The organism is Micromonospora sonneratiae, from assembly GCF_042679305.1.
GTDB classification, from domain to species: Bacteria; Actinomycetota; Actinomycetes; order Mycobacteriales; family Micromonosporaceae; genus Micromonospora_H; species Micromonospora_H sonneratiae.
On sequence record NZ_JBHTMP010000003.1, the window covers coordinates 1 to 16,319 of the forward strand.

General features: G+C 65.7%; 20 protein-coding genes. 10 read left to right on the forward strand and 10 right to left on the reverse strand.

The features are described from left to right. Positions 1-97: 97 nt before the first annotated feature. Entirely contained in the window at positions 98-613 is a 516-nt protein-coding gene (locus ACFQ4H_RS03035; RefSeq protein ID WP_377566678.1) for a hypothetical protein, read from the forward strand. Between the two features lie 188 nt (positions 614-801). On the opposite strand, the gene ACFQ4H_RS03040 is transcribed toward ACFQ4H_RS03035, so the two are convergent. Next, positions 802-1,764 carry an ArsR/SmtB family transcription factor gene (locus ACFQ4H_RS03040; RefSeq protein ID WP_377566680.1) on the reverse strand — a complete coding sequence of 321 codons (963 nt, stop codon included), beginning with the start codon at positions 1,762-1,764 and terminating at the stop codon, positions 802-804. 58 nt (positions 1,765-1,822) lie between these two features. On the opposite strand from ACFQ4H_RS03040, the gene ACFQ4H_RS03045 reads away from it, so the two are divergent. The 3 genes from ACFQ4H_RS03045 (at position 1,823) to ACFQ4H_RS03055 (ending at position 5,046) form a co-directional block, all read left to right on the forward strand. Beyond that, positions 1,823-3,124, forward strand: coding sequence for an MFS transporter (locus ACFQ4H_RS03045; protein ID WP_377566682.1), 1,302 nt, complete (start codon positions 1,823-1,825; stop codon positions 3,122-3,124). A 150-nt stretch (positions 3,125-3,274) separates the two neighbouring features. Further along, on the forward strand, positions 3,275-3,838 hold the full coding sequence (locus ACFQ4H_RS03050) for a DinB family protein (RefSeq protein ID WP_377566684.1): 564 nt from the start codon (positions 3,275-3,277) through the stop codon (positions 3,836-3,838). Between the two features lie 413 nt (positions 3,839-4,251). Beyond that, entirely contained in the window at positions 4,252-5,046 is a 795-nt protein-coding gene (locus tag ACFQ4H_RS03055) for an inositol monophosphatase family protein (protein ID WP_377566686.1), read from the forward strand. Positions 5,047-5,116: 70 nt separating this feature from the next. On the opposite strand, the gene ACFQ4H_RS03060 is transcribed toward ACFQ4H_RS03055, so the two are convergent. Together ACFQ4H_RS03060 and ACFQ4H_RS03065 are read right to left on the reverse strand one after the other, a co-directional pair. After that, positions 5,117-5,503, reverse strand: a complete 387-nt coding sequence (locus tag ACFQ4H_RS03060; protein WP_377566688.1) for a VOC family protein — start codon at positions 5,501-5,503, stop codon at positions 5,117-5,119. After that, the gene (locus ACFQ4H_RS03065; protein WP_377566690.1) at positions 5,503-5,826 is read right to left on the reverse strand and encodes an ArsR/SmtB family transcription factor; all 324 of its coding nucleotides are present in this window, start codon (positions 5,824-5,826) and stop codon (positions 5,503-5,505) included. Before ACFQ4H_RS03065 ends, ACFQ4H_RS03060 begins: the two co-directional genes overlap by 1 nt. Before the next feature lie 133 nt (positions 5,827-5,959). Here ACFQ4H_RS03065 and ACFQ4H_RS03070 point away from each other — a divergent pair, with 133 nt between their 5' ends. Next, positions 5,960-6,148 carry a hypothetical protein gene (locus tag ACFQ4H_RS03070; RefSeq protein ID WP_377566692.1) on the forward strand — a complete coding sequence of 63 codons (189 nt, stop codon included), beginning with the start codon at positions 5,960-5,962 and terminating at the stop codon, positions 6,146-6,148. Here the strand turns inward: ACFQ4H_RS03070 and ACFQ4H_RS03075 are convergent. The 5 genes from ACFQ4H_RS03075 to ACFQ4H_RS03095 all read right to left on the reverse strand — a co-directional run bounded on the left by ACFQ4H_RS03075 (position 6,108) and on the right by ACFQ4H_RS03095 (position 9,484). After that, complete coding sequence (locus ACFQ4H_RS03075; protein WP_377567033.1) at positions 6,108-6,536, reverse strand: DUF885 family protein; 429 nt, start codon at positions 6,534-6,536, stop codon at positions 6,108-6,110. The genes ACFQ4H_RS03070 and ACFQ4H_RS03075 overlap by 41 nt on opposite strands. Positions 6,537-6,759: 223 nt before the next feature. Beyond that, positions 6,760-7,287 (reverse strand): hypothetical protein, encoded by a 528-nt coding sequence (locus ACFQ4H_RS03080; protein WP_377566694.1) that lies wholly within the window; start codon positions 7,285-7,287, stop codon positions 6,760-6,762. A gap of 151 nt (positions 7,288-7,438) precedes the next feature. Further along, entirely contained in the window at positions 7,439-7,885 is a 447-nt protein-coding gene (locus ACFQ4H_RS03085) for an NUDIX hydrolase (RefSeq protein WP_377566696.1), read from the reverse strand. After that, positions 7,882-8,712: a hypothetical protein gene (locus ACFQ4H_RS03090; protein WP_377566698.1), complete on the reverse strand. Its 831-nt coding sequence runs from the start codon at positions 8,710-8,712 to the stop codon at positions 7,882-7,884. Before ACFQ4H_RS03090 ends, ACFQ4H_RS03085 begins: the two co-directional genes overlap by 4 nt. Continuing rightward, positions 8,690-9,484 (reverse strand): GntR family transcriptional regulator, encoded by a 795-nt coding sequence (locus ACFQ4H_RS03095; RefSeq protein ID WP_377566700.1) that lies wholly within the window; start codon positions 9,482-9,484, stop codon positions 8,690-8,692. The genes ACFQ4H_RS03090 and ACFQ4H_RS03095 overlap by 23 nt, the downstream gene beginning before the upstream one ends. A gap of 279 nt (positions 9,485-9,763) precedes the next feature. Between ACFQ4H_RS03095 and ACFQ4H_RS03100 the strand changes: the two genes are divergently transcribed. Together ACFQ4H_RS03100 and ACFQ4H_RS03105 are read left to right on the forward strand one after the other, a co-directional pair. Continuing rightward, positions 9,764-10,384, forward strand: a complete 621-nt coding sequence (locus ACFQ4H_RS03100; protein WP_377566702.1) for an N-acetyltransferase — start codon at positions 9,764-9,766, stop codon at positions 10,382-10,384. Continuing rightward, the gene (locus tag ACFQ4H_RS03105; RefSeq protein WP_377566704.1) at positions 10,381-10,986 is read left to right on the forward strand and encodes an N-acetyltransferase; all 606 of its coding nucleotides are present in this window, start codon (positions 10,381-10,383) and stop codon (positions 10,984-10,986) included. Before ACFQ4H_RS03100 ends, ACFQ4H_RS03105 begins: the two co-directional genes overlap by 4 nt. 146 nt (positions 10,987-11,132) lie before the next feature. Here ACFQ4H_RS03105 and ACFQ4H_RS03110 read toward each other — a convergent pair whose 3' ends face one another. Both ACFQ4H_RS03110 and ACFQ4H_RS03115 read right to left on the reverse strand, forming a co-directional pair. Continuing rightward, positions 11,133-11,747 (reverse strand): FMN reductase, encoded by a 615-nt coding sequence (locus ACFQ4H_RS03110; protein WP_377566706.1) that lies wholly within the window; start codon positions 11,745-11,747, stop codon positions 11,133-11,135. Next, on the reverse strand, positions 11,744-12,856 hold the full coding sequence (locus tag ACFQ4H_RS03115) for an LLM class flavin-dependent oxidoreductase (RefSeq protein WP_377566708.1): 1,113 nt from the start codon (positions 12,854-12,856) through the stop codon (positions 11,744-11,746). Before ACFQ4H_RS03115 ends, ACFQ4H_RS03110 begins: the two co-directional genes overlap by 4 nt. Positions 12,857-13,076: 220 nt before the next feature. Here ACFQ4H_RS03115 and ACFQ4H_RS03120 point away from each other — a divergent pair, with 220 nt between their 5' ends. The 3 genes from ACFQ4H_RS03120 (at position 13,077) to ACFQ4H_RS03130 (ending at position 16,142) form a co-directional block, all read left to right on the forward strand. Then, positions 13,077-13,877, forward strand: a complete 801-nt coding sequence (locus ACFQ4H_RS03120; protein WP_377566710.1) for an ABC transporter permease — start codon at positions 13,077-13,079, stop codon at positions 13,875-13,877. Between the two features lie 99 nt (positions 13,878-13,976). Continuing rightward, positions 13,977-14,786, forward strand: a complete 810-nt coding sequence (locus ACFQ4H_RS03125) for an ABC transporter permease (RefSeq protein WP_377566713.1) — start codon at positions 13,977-13,979, stop codon at positions 14,784-14,786. A gap of 390 nt (positions 14,787-15,176) precedes the next feature. After that, on the forward strand, positions 15,177-16,142 hold the full coding sequence (locus tag ACFQ4H_RS03130) for a hypothetical protein (RefSeq protein ID WP_377566715.1): 966 nt from the start codon (positions 15,177-15,179) through the stop codon (positions 16,140-16,142). The last annotated feature ends 177 nt before the right edge of the window (positions 16,143-16,319 follow it).

Consider the following 16,319-nt stretch of genomic DNA (forward strand, 5'->3'; position numbering starts at 1 on the left):
ACCACCTCCCACAGCCTCAAGCGCTGGGAGACAGCCTGCCTTACGGATCCTCAGAACCGACGGATTACACGATCAACGTTCAAAGACGAGGCACTAGATGCAGAGGATAATGCGGGGTGGGCTACTGGCCGCCTTCGCGGCGCTCGTCGTGGTGTTCGGCCTCTCCGTGCCTGTTCAGGCGCACGACACAAAGGGCTGGACAACGATCAAGGAGCAGCCGAGCAACCTAACGATCCAAGCGGGTGAGCGCGCCAATGTTCCCTCGTCGGCTGCAGCCTCTGGCCTCGATGGCAACGCTAGCGGAGACATCTCGCTGAACGGATCGAAGTGCGCCACAGTGTGGACCAGTAACCGTGCAGGGTCGATCTATGTTTGCTGGACTTGGTATCTCAGCTCGGACGGAGTCAATTACTACGGAAGCTTCTGGGGAACGTTCTACGACCATGCCATCGATGACAGGTGGGTAATTCTCCAGGCCAAGTGGTACGGCAGGGATTGGACCCCCCTCCGCACTGCCCAGAACGGGGGCAACTTCAGTGGTGATTACAGCGGTCTCAGGAACCTAACCTTCCGGGCGTGTCTGACTGGTGGGTACTGCGGAGCCGCAGCGTAGGTTGGTTGTAACGGTCGTACGAGCCGGGACGAGGCTGGCCGTCCTGGCTCGTCGACGGGCTTTCGGAATCCGCCAGAGCTGCGCCCCCTGGATTCCGAGGTGCTCCGCATTACCCGCGCTCACCCCGACCACACCATCGATGCCCAGATCCGGGGCGATGTCTGACCGTGCCGGATCCGCTTGGCCCGTCAGCAGGATGAGGCGCTGGCCACGAGTGCCCGGGCCGTATTCGTCCACCAGTAGAGAACTTCCCGGCCCGACCGGCGCTTCTGGAGCAGACCGGCCTCTCTCAGCACACGCAGGTGACCACCGACCGTACCGAGCGGCAGCCCGGTCACAGCGACCAGCGCCACGGTGCTGACCGGCTCGGCCGAATGCACCAGAATCCTGCTTCGCGCGTTCCCGAGCAGGCGGCGTAGCGGATCCGGTGTGCTGATAGCCGCCTCGGTGAAGATCCCTGTCACCGGATAGACAATCCCGAAGCGGTCGGGCAGCCTCCAGGAGACCCAGCCTCCCCGGCAGTGAGCCGCGAAGAACATCAGCTTTCCGCCTCGTACGTCGCACGGTGGATAGGGTTGCTCCTGGACCTGCAACCGGCCGTCGCCGAGCCAGCGCATGCCCGGCCGCATGGCGTTGATGACCCCGGACCATCCGTCCCTGCCCAGGCGGGAGATCCGGGACACCACATCGGCACGCAGCACCGATTGTCGGCGCGGCCAGTCCGCCTCGATCGTGTAGTGCCAGACCCAGCGCAACAGAGCGGCCGTCCGGCTCGCTAACCCCGTACGGCGGAGTAGTTCCGGGGCCAGCGGGGAACGTACGCGGGCCAGATCCTCGCGGATCCGCTCGTCCGGCAGCGACTCCAGCACCGCGAGTTCATCGTCCAGCGTCATGTTCGGACGGGCAGGCGGCACCGTCAGGTAGTCGGCCATCCAGGAGGACGAGATCGCGTGCGCCACGATGGCCGCAGTTACCGGGTCACCGTCGAGATATCCGTGGAAGGCATCGACATGCTGGTCCCGCCAGACCCGGTGCCACGGAAGTGGCTGACCCCGGCGCAGGATATTGAGCGCCCCCAACGTCTCAGTGAGCTGTGAAGTGCCGAAGCGCGCCTGCGCCATCACTTCGGCGTCGACCAGGAGCACAGCCACGTTTCGCCTCCAGTCGAAACTTTGGGGTGGCACCGCAGGATGCCACAAGCTTCTGGCCATGCAGAGCGACACCCAGCCAAGCGCCCGAACGCCCGTGGGCGCGCGGAACTTCACGGCTTTGTGGGCCGGGGCCGCAGCCACCAATCTGGCAGACGGCATCGTCAAGCTGACCCTGCCCCTGGTGGCTGTCTCGGTGACGGATTCCCCTGCACTGATCGCCGGTATCACCCTGGCCAACACCCTGCCCTGGCTGTTGTTCTCGCTGCCAGCTGGCGTACTCGCCGACAGAGTTGACCGCCGGCACCTGATCATGACGATGGTCGCCGCGCGCGCCCTGGTCCTCGCCATGCTTGCGGGGGGCATCCTTGCGGACATGCTGCCGCTGGCCGGCCTGTACGCAGGGGCGCTGCTCCTCGGCACCGCCGAGGTGTTCGCCGACACGACTCGGATGTCGGTCGTGCCGATGGTCGTGCCCCGCAGTCGTATGGAATCCGCGTTCGCGAAGCTGACGGCGACCGAGACGGTGGCCAACGAGTTCATCGGGCCGCCCCTGGGTGGTCTGCTGGCCGCCATCGGACTGGCCGTCGCGCTCGGGGTCGGCGGTGTGGGCTACGCGGGCGCGCTGCTCGCCCTGGCGATCATGACTGGCCACTACCGCAGCAACCGTCACCCCAGACCGGCGACGAGCAAGCCCGGACTCCGTACTGACATTTGGGAGGGCGTTCAGTACGTGTGGCGGGAGCGCGTTCTGCGGACCCTGCTGTTGGTGGCCGGCGCGGCGAGTGGATGCTGGACGGCCTGGATGGCGGTCATCGTCGTCTATGCGGTCGCGCCCGGACCGATGGACCTGAGTCGGTCGGAGTACGGACTGCTGATGGGTGCCCTGGGAGTGGGCGGCGTCGTGGGAGCCTCCACCGCGCCCGCGCTCACCCGCAGGCTGGGACGGCACGTCGTCCTTGCCACGTCGATGGCTTGTTTCGTCGTGCTGCTGGCAGCGCCAGCGATCTTCTCGTCCCCCTGGCTGATCGCGGTCACGGCCTTCCTGGGTGGTGCCGGCACCGGCGCCTGGAACGTCGTATACAGCTCCCTGCGCGCGCTGGTCGTGCCCGACGAGATGATGGGGCGCTACAGCGGGGTCAGCCGCCTGACCAGCTGGGGATCGATGCCGCTGGGAGCCCTGGTCGCCGGCCTCACCGCAGAGCTGATCAGCGTGAGAGCGGTCTTCTGGGGTGGAGCAACGGTTTGCGTTCTGGTGCTCGCGGTGACGTTACGGACAGCTACATCGCCCGAGTTTCGACGGCTGGAGGCGTATGCGACCGCCTCCCACGAACCTGAGCCAGCCCAGCCGCACCAGTCCTGAACTGCCGTGTCACCCGGCGAGGCGACGGCAGAAGAGTTGGCCAGTTCATTGAAGCGTGTCCCGGAACGACGGCCAGTGCCGGGAGCCTCGGCTGGTCATCGCCTGAATACTCGCTTGCATGTGGGGCCACTGCTCAGCATCGTGAGCACAATGAGTGACGTACTACCCGAGCGGTGGAGCCAGGCCAGTGTCTACCCCGACATGTGGGCGGACCCCGACGAGGATCCCCGGAACAGTGACGGAGTCAGCCCGGACGGTGAGCTGGCGACGCTGCACGACTTTCTGGCGAACTATCGACTGACCCTGAAGATGAAGTGTGAGGGATTGGACCCGGAGCAGATGGCTCGTCGGTCGGTACCTCCGTCGACCATGTCGTTACTCGGACTGCTCCGCCACCTGGCCGAGGTGGAACGGGACTGGCGTAACTGGATCCGGCCGGACGGCCCAGCGCCGAAGCTGTACGGAGCGAGGGATGCCGACTTCGCGGGAGCCGTCGCTGAGCAGGCGGTGGTCGACAGCGCATACGCCGATCTCGCTCGCGAGCAGGCTGCCACCGATGAAGCATTGGCCGAGCACCCGGATCTGGGGGAGCGGGTGGGGAAGGACGGCATCGCCGTCCGCGAGCTCTGGGTCCACCGCATCGAGGAGTACGCCCGACACTGCGGGCACGCCGATCTGTTACGCGAATGCATCGACGGCCGGGTCGGGCAGTAGCGCAGTTTGCGTAGCGTCCTGATCGATAGCTCCGTACGCGAAACCTGGGTGCTACCGGCAGAGCCAGAGTCCGTCTCCCTCGTGACGGACGACGTCTCCATCCGGCTGCCGGACGAAAACCGCCGCGCCCTCGATCCATACATGCTCGCCAACGTGCAGGTACAGAGGACGCGGAAGCTCCACCGCCCAGTCGCCAGCCTCAACCATGGTTGCGATTGTCATCCTGACCACCGGTACGGGTTCGGTTCGGATGACTCCTGTTGAGTCATCGCCTCGACCGAGCTGTATCTGCACGAGCCGAGACTACCGAGCCCTGGGACGACTGCCGCCTGCACAAGCTGGCGCGGGCAAGGTGATGGCCCGCCTCGGATCTCGCCGTCTTGGATACCTGCTCGGCGGTTATCGTGTGTGCCATGTCGATCAGTGATCGGGATCTGGTTATCGAAGCGGCCGAAGCCGGGGCTGCTGTCGTGCGCTCCCACTACGGGACGGCACTGACTCGGTTCGACAAGTCCGGAGGGGACTTCGCCACGACGGCCGACATCGAATCCGAGCAGGCCATTCTCGATGTCCTGCGCGCCGCCAGGCCGGACGACGTCGTGATGGGAGAGGAAAGCGGGCGTACGGGAACCGGCGGGAACGGACGCGAGTGGCTGGTCGACCCGTTGTGCGGGACGCTGAACTACGCCGTACGCAACATGCTGGTTGCGGTCAACGTGGCTCTGCGAACCGGAACGCAGGTTGTGGCGGCAGCCTCGGCGGACCCGTTCGCCGATGAGGTGTTCTGGACCGACGGTGCTGGCGCGTACGTGCGTCATGGCGGCGTGGACACGCGACTCACCCCGTCGGCAGAGTCGAGCCTGGTGGACGTCAACCTCGATCCGCCGTTCCCCAACGAGCGAGTTTTCCGGGCCACCCGGCTACTTGCCGACCAAGGGTTCATCGAGCGGTTCCGCCCGCGTGTCGTTTCCACCACCCTGGCGGTGGCCTGGGTCGCCGCCGGCCGGCGGGCCGCGTACCTAACCGATGGCCACCTCCAGGACAGCGTCCATTTCGCGGCCGGCATCGCGCTCTGCCAGGCGGCCGGCTGTGTGGTCACCGGAATCGACGGTCAGCCTCTGCACACCGGTGCGGGCGGCCTTGTCGTAGCCGCCGACGAGCAAACGCACACCGCCCTGCTGACCCTCGTCAGGGACCAGCAGGGCTGACCGATTAACCCTGCTTCGGTGGTGTGTTCCCAGTCCCGTCGCTGACGATCTGCGCCGATGAGTTGGCTGGTCAGGCGGCCTGTGCGATCTGGATCAGGTTGCCGCAGGTGTCGTCGAAGATCGCCGTGGTGACCGTACCCATCTGTAGCGGCTCCTGGGTGAACCGCACGCCCAGGCCGCGCAGTCGTTCGAATTCGGCCTGGACGTCCTCGACGGCGAAGGAGGTGTACGGGATGCCGTCGTTGACCAGTGCCTCCTTGAACGGCTTGGCTGCGGGGTGTCCGTCCGGTTCGAGTACCAACTCGCAGCCGTTCTGATCGTCGGGGGAGACGACCGTGAGCCAGCGTGCCTCGCCGAGCGGAATCTCCGTCTTCTTCACGAAGCCGAGTACCTCGGTGTAGAACCGCAGTGCCTCGTCCTGGTTGTGGACCATGACGCTGGTGACGTTGATGCGCATCAATTCTCCTTCGTTTCGCGGTTGCGCCATCGATCGGTGAGGCGCTCCAGCGGGCTGGTGTCGATGTAGTGGAACTTGTAACGGCCCTCGCGGTGGCTGGTGACCAGGCCCGCCCCGATCAGCACCTCCAGATGCTGGGAGATCGCCTGCCGGGACGAACCGAGCTGGTGCTTCATGGTCAGCCGGGAGCAGATCTCGAACAGCGTCTGGCCGTCGCGTTCCGCCAGTTCGTCGAGGATCTTCCGACGGGTCGGGTCAGCCAGGGCTTTGAACACGTCCCCCTCCCTGACGGTGTCCTGCTCGGCTTCGTCGGTGTCGCCCACCCCCCGATGATAGGCAAGTCGTGACTTGCCTATCAAGGCCGGCGCGCGGCGCGATCGGCAGCAGAAGAGCATGCCGAACTGGCAGCCGCAAAACCGTATGCAGTCGGCTGACGACATTGCTATGTTGCCGCCGATGGCGAGGCGAAGGTACGTAGCGAGGGGCGTTGACGGCGGCTACCGGATCTGGGACAACCGGGCGCGCCGGTGGTGGGGCGACCTCTATGAGCTCTGCCCAGACGAGTTGCTCAATGAGCTGAACGGTGCCCGTGACTATGCCAAGATCACGGCGCTGCTCCGGAAGCACCGAGCTCAGAAGCGGTAACGCCGTGCAGCAGGCTACCGCTGCTCACTGCGGCAGAAGCGGATGCCGGTGGTGGGCGGTCGTTCTGGAGGGTGGCTGTCAACTGATCCAAGCCCAGCGCACCCAGCTCCAGCGCCTGGCGATGGAATGCGCGCCGGTCGCCGGGAGGAAAGGACGATCGGCCTGCCAGCCACACACGCTCACCCACCTTGTAGGCCAGCGCCTGCCCTGGCCGACCCAGGTAACGCGCGAGATCGGCGGACGCGTACGGCCCCTGGCGACAGCGGTCCCGCAGCAGCTCCAGCGCAGCCCCCGTCGTCCACAATGCTCCGTCCCCGAACGGCATCGGCAGTCGCAGGTGCAGGCCGATGTCGAGCACAACCCGGGCCGCCCGCAGGAGCGTACTGATGGCCTGCCTTGATGATTACGGCTATCTCGATCGGTCGCTCCTCATTGGTGTAGACCACCCGTAGTTGCCGTAGCGTGGACATGTTCTCGGGGAGTCGCAAAGCGATGAACTCTTCGACCGTCGCCAAGCGAGTGCTTACTTCGAGTTACCTTCGCTCGCCGGGTGCCGACGCAACGAGAACCGAACAACCGGCGCACGCTACAGAAGAGGAGTTCCGCGCGGTTCAGCCGCGGCTGGCGTGCAGGTACACGATGACCATGTCGGGTGCGTCGAGGTTGAACAGGACCGATCGGTACGTGCCGTCGGCGGTCGGTTGTTCCTCTTTGATGCCGGAGACGGTCTTGGCGGTTTCGGGGTCCCACAGGTTGCCGCCGCCGACGTTGTGGTTCGCGTCGACTGCCCGAAGCCCAGGTACGGGAGCCGCCGTGAACTTCGCCGCAGCGATGAAGGCGTCGAGCGCAGTATTGGGCATGCGAAACTTCGCCGAAAGCAGGGTGTCCAGGCCGTTGCTGTAAGCGGCGCCCAGCAGCACGGTGCCGGGAGGCAGGGTCACGTGAGCGACGGCTTCCACCTCAGCAGCGCTGGCGACCTGCGGACTGGACCACATCGGGAACAAATCGATTTCGTTGGTGCTGGCTGTCAGTGCGACCCCACCGCACGTGATCAGCGACAGCACCAGGCTGATGCACGCAAGTACGAATGCAGCGGTGCCGCGTCGATTGCGGGTTGTTCGGGCAGCGGTCTCGATCATGGCCGACACAATAAGATGCGCACGCTCGTCGGCTAGAAGTGGACGGCAAACGGTCGTTGACTAGCGAGCATCCTTATCGACCGGGTCGGTGTGCGGAAATGTTGCCGCTCTACCGGTCGCATGCTGGTGGACTGATCCGGCCGGGTCCCGATCAACCCGCGAATTTGTCACCTTCCAGGAGACGTACGCCGTCGTGGTGCCGGATGGCCGGCGTCGGGTCGTCCCGTAGGGCGTCAAGGATGCGAGCCGCGAAGGTTTCGTTCATTTCGGCAGTGACACGGTCGGTGGTCCACCAGTCGACGGCGGCCGACTCTTCCGTCGGGTGCGGTGTGCCGGTGACGAGTTGGGCGCGGAAGACCAGGGCAACAACGCCCATCTTCATGTTCTTGTAGACACCGGTGAGCCGGACGGGCTCGACCGTGACCCCGGTTTCTTCCTGGACCTCACGGCAGACCCCGTCTTCGATCGACTCGTCCAGTTCCAAGATCCCGCCCGGTATCTGCCAGGCGCCGTTGTCCCGACGCTGGATGACGAGTACCCGTCCGTGTTCATCTGGGATGACGGCGGCCACGCTGACGGAATGACGGGGTTGACTCACGAGTGCTCCTCAAAGACGCAAAGTGCGGCGGTGGCATCGTCGTGACGCTTGTACCGAGGGTGTTTGGCTCCCACAGGATCGCTGGTTTCGACTTGGCGGAGGTATCGAATCAGCTCGTGGGGTCCTTTCTCGGTCAGTGCGTCCAGTAACTGCCACCATTCCATTAGGCTGTATTTCTCGACTATGCATGAAACACCGTCGGTGAGGAGGGCGGCTCGGCGGATTCGAGCAGGTCCGAGCAGGTCAAGGGTGCCAGTGACGGCTCGATGGGCGGCTTCCGGATTGGCAGCAGCGATCCAGTAACCGTGCGGTTGGTTCGTGAGTTCGTACTTACCGCGTACGGATCGACCGGCTAGTTGCTCGATCCCATGGGTGGCAAGTGCTTCCCGTCTGAGTCCGGCTACAGCTGTTGCGAAGCGTTCATCGGTCAGGGCAGTTACGGCGTTACCGCCCTGGTCAACGACGAGGGTGCAGTCGGCGAGTAGTAGATAGTCCATCTGCCCGGCGTTAGCCCGAATCAGGCAGACGGTGGCGGCCGGTGTGGCCGGGTTGTCAAGATCGCAACGATTTCCGTGATCGCCGCGTACCCGCTCGATTGCTTGGGCCAGCATGTCGGGGAGTTCTGTGTTCGGGCACTCTTCGGCAACCTCGGCGAGGCGTCGGGTCAGCCGTTGGACGTACCAAGCAGGGCTATGGATGCAGCCGCAGTCGATGCCTTCTGGTGCCGTGACGCCGTCAAAAACACCGACCAGGGAGCCGACGTGTAGAGCGGCGTCCTCATTGGCTGGGCGTTCCGGCGCGGGCTCACTGGCGATCTGGACTTGCATTGCGTTCCTTGGGAGCTGGTTGATCGTCCCACCCGTATCGAAGGGTCCACAGGTGGCCAGGCATGACATGGATGCAGACCTCGATGGGCCGGTCCTCGGCGGTGTACGCGACGTGCCAGATCTCGAAGACGGGCTGTGCAGCGTCCAGTTCAAGGATGCGCTGCTCATCGTTGTTCGGCATCCTGACCGTGACATCCTCGGTGAAGCGGACCGGTCCGTGGCCAAGCTCAGCCAGGCGACCGTAGGAACCACCTGTCCCCGCGTTGGGCTCCATCAGGGCTGCGCAACCTTTGGTGATCGACCAGGGAAGGTAGGAGTCTGCTACCTGTGTGGGCTCGTCGTTCGCGTAGAGCACGCGGCTGCGTAGTAGTGACGGCTCGCCTTTGCGTAGGCCGAGGGCTTCGGCGACGGCGGGTGGAGTGCTGGTCTTGCCGATGTGCCGGTACTCGGTGCGTGAGTTGAGGTTGAGCTTCGACGCCTCGACCTCGCCAGCGCCGGTGCCTTCCTGTCGTGCAGCGTAGCGAGCCTGGGCATCGCGGTGGATGCGTGGCAGGGAGCGAACGACCGTTCCGGTTCCGCGACGGACCTTCACGTCGCCAGAGGACCGAAGTAGTCCGATGGCTTTGTTCACGGTGACGCGAGAGACGCCCAACTCCTTCGCAAGCTGGTCTTCGCTGGGCAGCAGGGAGCCCGCCGGATAGGTGCCATCCTTGATCCGGCTGCGAAGAAGGTCGCCGATCTGCACGTACTGCGATCTGGGCGTCTCGATCATTGCGTCTGCCGCTTCCCGTGTTCGTGGGACGTATCTCCGGCAGCGTACCGGTCACCGGCTTCCTGCGACTCAGTTGAGACGGGCGCAACGTGAGACGTATTACGTCTTGCATGTCTGCTGAACAGCTCTTACTCTGACGTAAGACGTATTACGTCTCCTCTTGGAAGGGGTGCTGCAACTGGCTTCCCGCCGATCAGCGGACTGCCATCCGTTGCCCTGCGCCGTACCGCATTGCCTGCTGCCCGTTGTTTCTTGGTCACTCGGAGGACACCGCTTCTGATGTCTGCTTCTACATCCATGGTCGAGTTCCGTACTGCCACGATGGACGACGCTGAGCGGGTCAATGGTCTGCTCACGGATGCGTTTCTGGACGGGCCGGTCGCTGCCTGGTTGGTCGGCTGGGAGCGGGAGCGGCGTGCCGTGTTGTACGGGTATCTGGGTCTTCAGGTCGAGCGTGCGGTGCAGTTCGGGACGGTGTACGTCACCGCTGATCTGTCGGCTGTGGCGTGTTGGCTTCCACATGCGGCTGGTCGTGCCTGTCCGCCGCCGAGTTATCCGGTCCGGTTGATGGGGGTCTGTGACGGGTGGGCGGACCGGTTCTTCACCCTGGAGGACAGTTTCGCCGCGCATCATCTGCCGGTGCCGCACCAGCACCTCACCTACCTTGCGGTCGCACCTGGTCAGGAGACGCAGGGCGGCAAGCTGCTTGACCACTGCCACACGATCTTCGACGACGCCGGTGTGGTCACCTACGTCGAGGCCGTCAACCCGGAGAACCGGAAACTGTACGAGGCCCACGGCTACCAGGCCAGCGACCCGATCCAACTGCCGGAACTCGGCCCACACTGGTGGCCCATGACCCGCACCCCCACCACCTGCACAGACGGCGGGCGGGCGTGAACCGGCAGCGGACCATCCGACGCGCCCGCTACGTCGAGGCCACGATCGTCGCCAAACTCATCGCCGCGACCAGCCACGACCTTCCGATCGCCGCCTGGCTCGTGCCCGACGCCCGGCAGCGGCCGGTCGTCCTGACCGACGTGGCCCGGATCTGGGTCGAACACGCCCTGTTCTACGGCGAGATCGACATCGCCGTCGACGCCAACAGCGGCATCACCGGGGCCGCGGTCTGGTTCCACCGCTACGGGCACGTTCCCGCCCCGACCGCCTACCAGCAACGCCTCACCGCCGCCTGCCGTGAACACACCGACCGGTTCACCCACCTCGGAGCAACCCTGACCGCCGAGCCACCAGACCTGCCCTGCCAACAACTGGCCTTCCTCGCCACCACAGACCAGACCGACGACGAAACCACCGAGCGGCTACTCACCCATCACAATGCCCGGCTCGACGCGCACGAAAGTCCCGCCCACACCTTCGCCTTCGGCGACCGAGACCGGGAACTACTCAGCCGCCACGGCTACCAGCCCGGCCAACCCATCGACCTGCCGGGCCAACACGCCATCGTCCCCATGCGCCGAGCAGCCCAACCCCGAACCTGACCCCGGCACGGCCCGCCATCCACCCGAACGGCAGGCCGCCGAGCAGCCGCACAACCGACGACTTCCCGCAAACACACGTCGGCCGGCTGCACGGTGCGGCGGGGGCGTAGCCTCCACGCCCCCGCCGCACCCCCGAGCGTCGGAACCTACTCGTTGGACAGCAACTCTTCGAAGGTCGCCGACAGCGCGAACGGGTCGGCGGGCGCAACCGGCTCCCGTCGTTCCATCTCCTCGGCGAGCTCCCGGCCCGCCCGGTTGATCCGACCGCGAAGTTCGCCCTCGGCGCTGTCAGCTGCCCAGTCGTCGGTGGCGGCGAACACCGACGTCGGCACGACCACCGACCGGAGATAGGTGAACATCGGACGTACCGCATGTTCGAGGGCCAACGAGTGCCGGGCGGTTCCGCCGGTTGCGCCGAGCAGTACCGGTCGGCCGGTCAGGGCACGGTCCGGCAGGACGTCGAAGAACGACTTGAACAGACCGCTGTACGACGCGTTGAAGATCGGCGTGACGGCGATCAGTCCGGCTGCGCCGGCCACCGCGTCGATCGCCCGCTTCAGCGAGGCCGACGGGAAGCCGGTCAGGGTGTGGTTGACCACGTCATGGGCGTGGTCGCGTAGCTCGATCACCTCGATGTCGAGCCGTACGCCCAGCTTGTCCAACCCGTCACGGGTCGCTGCGGTCAACTGGTCGGCCAGCAGGCGCGTCGACGACGGCTGGCTGAGGCCGGCCGAGACCACGGCCAGGGTGCGCTGCTTCATCGCGCAGCCCCCGCCGGGGAGTCGGTCACGCCCGCTGCGTCCCGGGCCGCCTTCATGGAGGCGTGCGTCGGTGCCTCCGGGACGTGGGCCGGCCGCTTCGCCGCAAATTCCCGGCGCAGCACCGGCATGACCTCTTCGCCGAGGAGATCCAGCTGCTCGAGTACGGTCTTCAGCGGCAGTCCGGCGTGGTCCATCAGGAACAGTTGCCGCTGGTAGTCGCCGACGTATTCGCGGAACGTCAGGGTCCGGTCGATCACCTGCTGCGGGCTGCCCACGGTCAGCGGGGTCTGTTCGGTGAACTCCTCCAGGGACGGGCCGTGCCCGTACACCGGGGCGTTGTCGAAGTACGGCCGGAACTCCCGTACGGCGTCCTGGGAGTTGCGGCGCATGAACACCTGGCCGCCGAGGCCGACGATGGCCTGGTCCTCCGAGCCGTGGCCGTAGTGCGCGAACCGCTGCCGGTAGAGCCCGACCATGCGCTGGGTGTGCTCCTTGGGCCAGAAGATGTGGTTGGCGAAGTACCCGTCGCCGTAGTACGCGGCCTGCTCGGCGATCTCCGGGCTGCGGATCGAGCCGTGCCACACGAACGGCGGGATGCCGTCCAGCGGCTGCGGGGTCGAGGTGAACGACTGCAACGGCGTACGGAACTTGCCCTTCCAGTCGACGACGTCCTCCCGCCACAACCGGCGCAGCAGGTCGTAGTTCTCGATCGCCAGCGGGATGCCGTTGCGGATGTCCTGCCCGAACCACGGATAGACCGGTCCGGTGTTGCCCCGCCCGAGCATCAGGTCGACCCGGCCGTCGGCCAGGTGTTGCAACATCGCGTAGTCCTCGGCGATCTTCACCGGGTCGTTCGTGGTGATCAGAGTCGTGGCGGTCGAGAGCAGCAGTTTCTTCGTCTTCGCCGCGATGAAGCCGAGCATGGTGGTCGGTGACGACGGCACGAACGGCGGGTTGTGGTGCTCGCCGGTGGCGAAGACGTCGAGGCCGACCTCCTCCGCCTTGAGCGCGATGGCGACCATCGCCTTGATCCGATCATGCTCGGTCGGCGTACGGCCGTTGGTCGGATCAGGGGTGACGTCACCAACAGTAAAGATGCCGAACTGCATGACCTGCTCCTCACTAGGGAACGAGGGGCATCCGACCCTCTGAACCACCGGCACAACATATTTGACGAGTCAACTATTCCATAGGTCAACCGCTTTGTTGCTCCTCGCTGCCGCTCTGGACTTCCCATCCGTTCGGGCTTCAAGGGTCAGGAAGGGCGCCTTGCTATACAGAAAGCGATAACAAGGGGCCCTTCCTGACGGATCGCCGTACAGTACGCCGGTGAAGATTGCCGAGCGCCCGCCTGCCGTATCCCCGACCGGCTGGCTGGCCACCCGCGCCGTCTTCGAGTACTACCTCGTCAACTACCGGCGGACCTGGCGGGGCAGCGTCTTCTCGGCGTTCGCGCTGCCACTGCTCACCATGCTCGGCTTCGGGCTGGGTGTCGGGGCGTACATCGACGGTGGGGTGGCGGGAGTGTCCTACCTCGACTACATCGTCCCCGGCCTGATCGCCTCGACGGCGTTGCAGGTGGCCATCGGTGAGTCGACCTGGCCGGTGCTGGCCAACTTCGAGTGGATCAAGGTCTACTTCGCGCAGGCGGCGGCACCGTTGCGGGTGGCCGACATCCTCAACGGTCACCTGGCCTTCGTGCTCTTCCGGGTACTGGCCAGCAGCGTGATCTTCCTGTGCGTGGCGGCGGCCTTCGGGGCGCTACGTTCCCCCTGGGCGCTGGCCGTCGTACCGCTGGTCTTGTTGCTCGGCCTGGCCGTCGCCGCCCCGGTCTTCGCCTACAGTTCGGCGATCTCCAGCGACAGCTACCTTGCGTTGTTGTTCCGGATCGCGGTCATCCCGATGACGCTGTTCGCCGGGGTCTTCTTCCCGGTCGAGTCGCTGCCGGTGGTGCTGCGTTGGCTGGCGTACGTGTCGCCACTGTGGCACGGCGTGGATCTGTGTCGAGCCGCCTCGTTGGGTGTCGCACCACAGTGGTCGGTCGTCGGTCATCTGCTCTACCTGGCGGCCTGGGCGGTCGCCGGTTGGCTGCTGGCATGGCGGAGGTTCCACCGCCGGTTGGCCAGCTGAGCAGAGCCGAACCCGGGTCGGGTGAGCGCGGTTCGAGTCGGGTCTGATTCGAGTCGAGTCTGGATCGGGTCAGCGCGGGAGAGAGGAAACAGGAGAGCCGTGGTCAGTGTCGTCCTGCCCAGACTGATCAGTTTCGAGGGTGCGCCCCGACGCTCGGCCTCGGTCACCGAACGGAACATCGCAGCGTTGCGCTCCGCGTACTGGCTGGTGCTCATCTCCGGCTTCTTCGAGCCACTGCTCTATCTGTTCTCCATCGGCGTCGGGGTGGGGGCGCTGATCGGCGACATCACCCTGCCGACGGGCGAGGTGGTGACGTACGCGGCCTTCGTCGCACCGGCCATGCTGGCCTCCTCGGCGATGACCGGCGCGTTGTCGGAGACGACGTTCAACTTCTTCGGGAAGTTGAAGTACATGAAGCTGTACGACGGCATCCTGAACACCCCCGTGCAGCCGTTCGAGATCGCCCTCGGTGAGTTGGCCTGGGCGATGCTGCGGGGCACGCTCTACTCGGCGGCCTTCCTCGGTGTCATGGTGGCGATGGACCTGACCACTCCGGCCCGGGCGCTGGCCGCCTTTCCGGCCGCCGTGCTGGTGGGCTTCGCCTTCGGGGCGTTGGGTATGGCGCTGTCGACGTACATGCGCAGCTGGCAGGACTTCGACCTGATGGGATCGATCCAGTTCACCCTGTTCCTCTTCTCCGGCACCTTCGTGCCGGCCGAGGCCTATCCGGCGCTGTTGCGTTGGCTGGTGGAGGTGACGCCCCTGTACCGTGCGGTCGACCTGCTCCGGGGCATCAGCGCCAGCGGCACCGGCTGGTTGCAACTGGTCGATGTGCTCTATCTCGTCGCCGCAACCGGCCTGGGGCTGATGGTCGCGGCCCGGCGGATGGGCCGGCTGCTCTACCGGTGAGCCGTCAGGACTGCCGGTGAGCCGTCGGGCCCGCCGGTGAGCCGCTCGGGCGGAGCCTGGTCACATCCGATGAGCGGGCCCGGGGCGGTCCCGACCTGGCGTGGTCGGTTCGTCGCAAACCATCGACGGTCGACGAGTGCGTCACTCACGGTAACTGAACCATGGTTAAGGTGGACGTCTTTGTCTTGTGGTGACAGTCGTCATCTTGGCTGTCCCCGTTTCGGGGGATGTGTTTCCGCACTTCGCGGACGTGTCGCGGATGGGTGGTGCGGAACGTCGAGTGTCTGCTCCGGCCTGTGATCTTCCCGGCCCCTGGTGGCGGGCTTGCGTTCGGTAGTTAAGGTCTTGATGGTTTCTGCACACCCCTGGCCAGGAGAAATAGGAACACTGATGAGCGACCCCTACTCGCCGTACTCGAATCAGCCCGATCCGAACCAGCCGCAACAGCCGCAGTGGGGCGCCCCGCCGCCGCCCGGGCAGCCGGCTGCCTACCCCGACCCGGCCCAGCAGGCCTACCAGCCGCCGCAGTACGGCACCGAAGGGCAGCCGCAGTACGCCGCCCCTGGTCAGCCGCAGTACGGCACCGAGGCTCAGCCGCCGTACGGTGCGCCGGGCCAGGCCCCGTACGGCTCCCCGGTGCAGCCCCCGAAGAAGTCCAACAAGGGTCTGATCATCGGCCTGGTCATCGGTGTCGTGGTGCTGCTGGTGCTGGTTGCCTGCGGGGTCGGCATCGCGATGGTCGTCAACAGCGACGACGACGAGAAGGACCCGAAGCCGTCGCCGACCAGTAGCGCGGGTGTGGATCCGTCGGGTGCCGCGCCCAGCCCCAGCCAGTCGGGCGGCGGGAACAACAACCAGAACAACGGCGTCACCGCCCGGTACTCCAGTGACTTCAAGGAGGTCTGCTCGGGCGGTTCGATCCTGAACGCGGCTGCCTACAGCGGCCCCTCCGGCGCCAAGATGTACGCGTTCTCGAACGACCCGGCCCGGCCGACCTACTGGAGCAGCGAGACGATCAGCTCGCGCGAGCCGTACTACGCGAAGTCGGCCGACTACACCACGGTGAGCGTGGTCGCCTGCCTGACCTACGTCGAGGGCAGCGAGGCCCCGGGCACGAAGTGCAACCTCAAGTCCAGTGACGGTACGGCGGTGACGGTCGACTACATGTCGTCGCGGTACACGCTCACCTTCCACGCCGCGCAGACCGGCGAGAAGGTCGCCGACGGCGGCACCATCAACGCTCCGGCGAACCGGTGCCCGAGCTTCATGACCTACAACAAGACCACGCTCAAGTCGTACGCGAACCCGGACGACGGCGCGCTCGAGGCGGCTTTCGCGAAGTTCATCGGCGGCTGACCTCCTCGGGTAGTTGCATCAGGGTCGCGTTCCATCCGGAACGCGACCCTGATGCGTATCGACGGGTCGCCAACTTTTCTAGATCAACTAATAGCTTTTGTCTTTCTAGACAAAAGTTTGCGTCAGATTGGCGGAACCTCTAGACAGGTGACGTAGCGCACTCCTACTGTGTCGGAC

Excerpts from the sequence above, each read along its gene's own strand:
- ACFQ4H_RS03050 (WP_377566684.1), top strand. The coding sequence starts at position 3,275 with ATGAGTGACGTACTACCCGAGCGGTGGAGCCAGGCCAGTGTCTACCCC.
- ACFQ4H_RS03060 (WP_377566688.1), bottom strand. The coding sequence starts at position 5,503 with ATGCGCATCAACGTCACCAGCGTCATGGTCCACAACCAGGACGAGGCA.
- ACFQ4H_RS03115 (WP_377566708.1), bottom strand. The coding sequence starts at position 12,856 with ATGCAGTTCGGCATCTTTACTGTTGGTGACGTCACCCCTGATCCGACC.
- ACFQ4H_RS03095 (WP_377566700.1), bottom strand. The coding sequence starts at position 9,484 with ATGATCGAGACGCCCAGATCGCAGTACGTGCAGATCGGCGACCTTCTT.
- ACFQ4H_RS03035 (WP_377566678.1), top strand. The coding sequence starts at position 98 with ATGCAGAGGATAATGCGGGGTGGGCTACTGGCCGCCTTCGCGGCGCTC.
- ACFQ4H_RS03045 (WP_377566682.1), top strand. The coding sequence starts at position 1,823 with ATGCAGAGCGACACCCAGCCAAGCGCCCGAACGCCCGTGGGCGCGCGG.
- ACFQ4H_RS03080 (WP_377566694.1), bottom strand. The coding sequence starts at position 7,287 with ATGATCGAGACCGCTGCCCGAACAACCCGCAATCGACGCGGCACCGCT.
- ACFQ4H_RS03110 (WP_377566706.1), bottom strand. The coding sequence starts at position 11,747 with ATGAAGCAGCGCACCCTGGCCGTGGTCTCGGCCGGCCTCAGCCAGCCG.
- ACFQ4H_RS03090 (WP_377566698.1), bottom strand. The coding sequence starts at position 8,712 with ATGCAAGTCCAGATCGCCAGTGAGCCCGCGCCGGAACGCCCAGCCAAT.
- ACFQ4H_RS03055 (WP_377566686.1), top strand. The coding sequence starts at position 4,252 with ATGTCGATCAGTGATCGGGATCTGGTTATCGAAGCGGCCGAAGCCGGG.
- ACFQ4H_RS03100 (WP_377566702.1), top strand. The coding sequence starts at position 9,764 with ATGTCTGCTTCTACATCCATGGTCGAGTTCCGTACTGCCACGATGGAC.
- ACFQ4H_RS03130 (WP_377566715.1), top strand. The coding sequence starts at position 15,177 with ATGAGCGACCCCTACTCGCCGTACTCGAATCAGCCCGATCCGAACCAG.
- ACFQ4H_RS03070 (WP_377566692.1), top strand. The coding sequence starts at position 5,960 with ATGGCGAGGCGAAGGTACGTAGCGAGGGGCGTTGACGGCGGCTACCGG.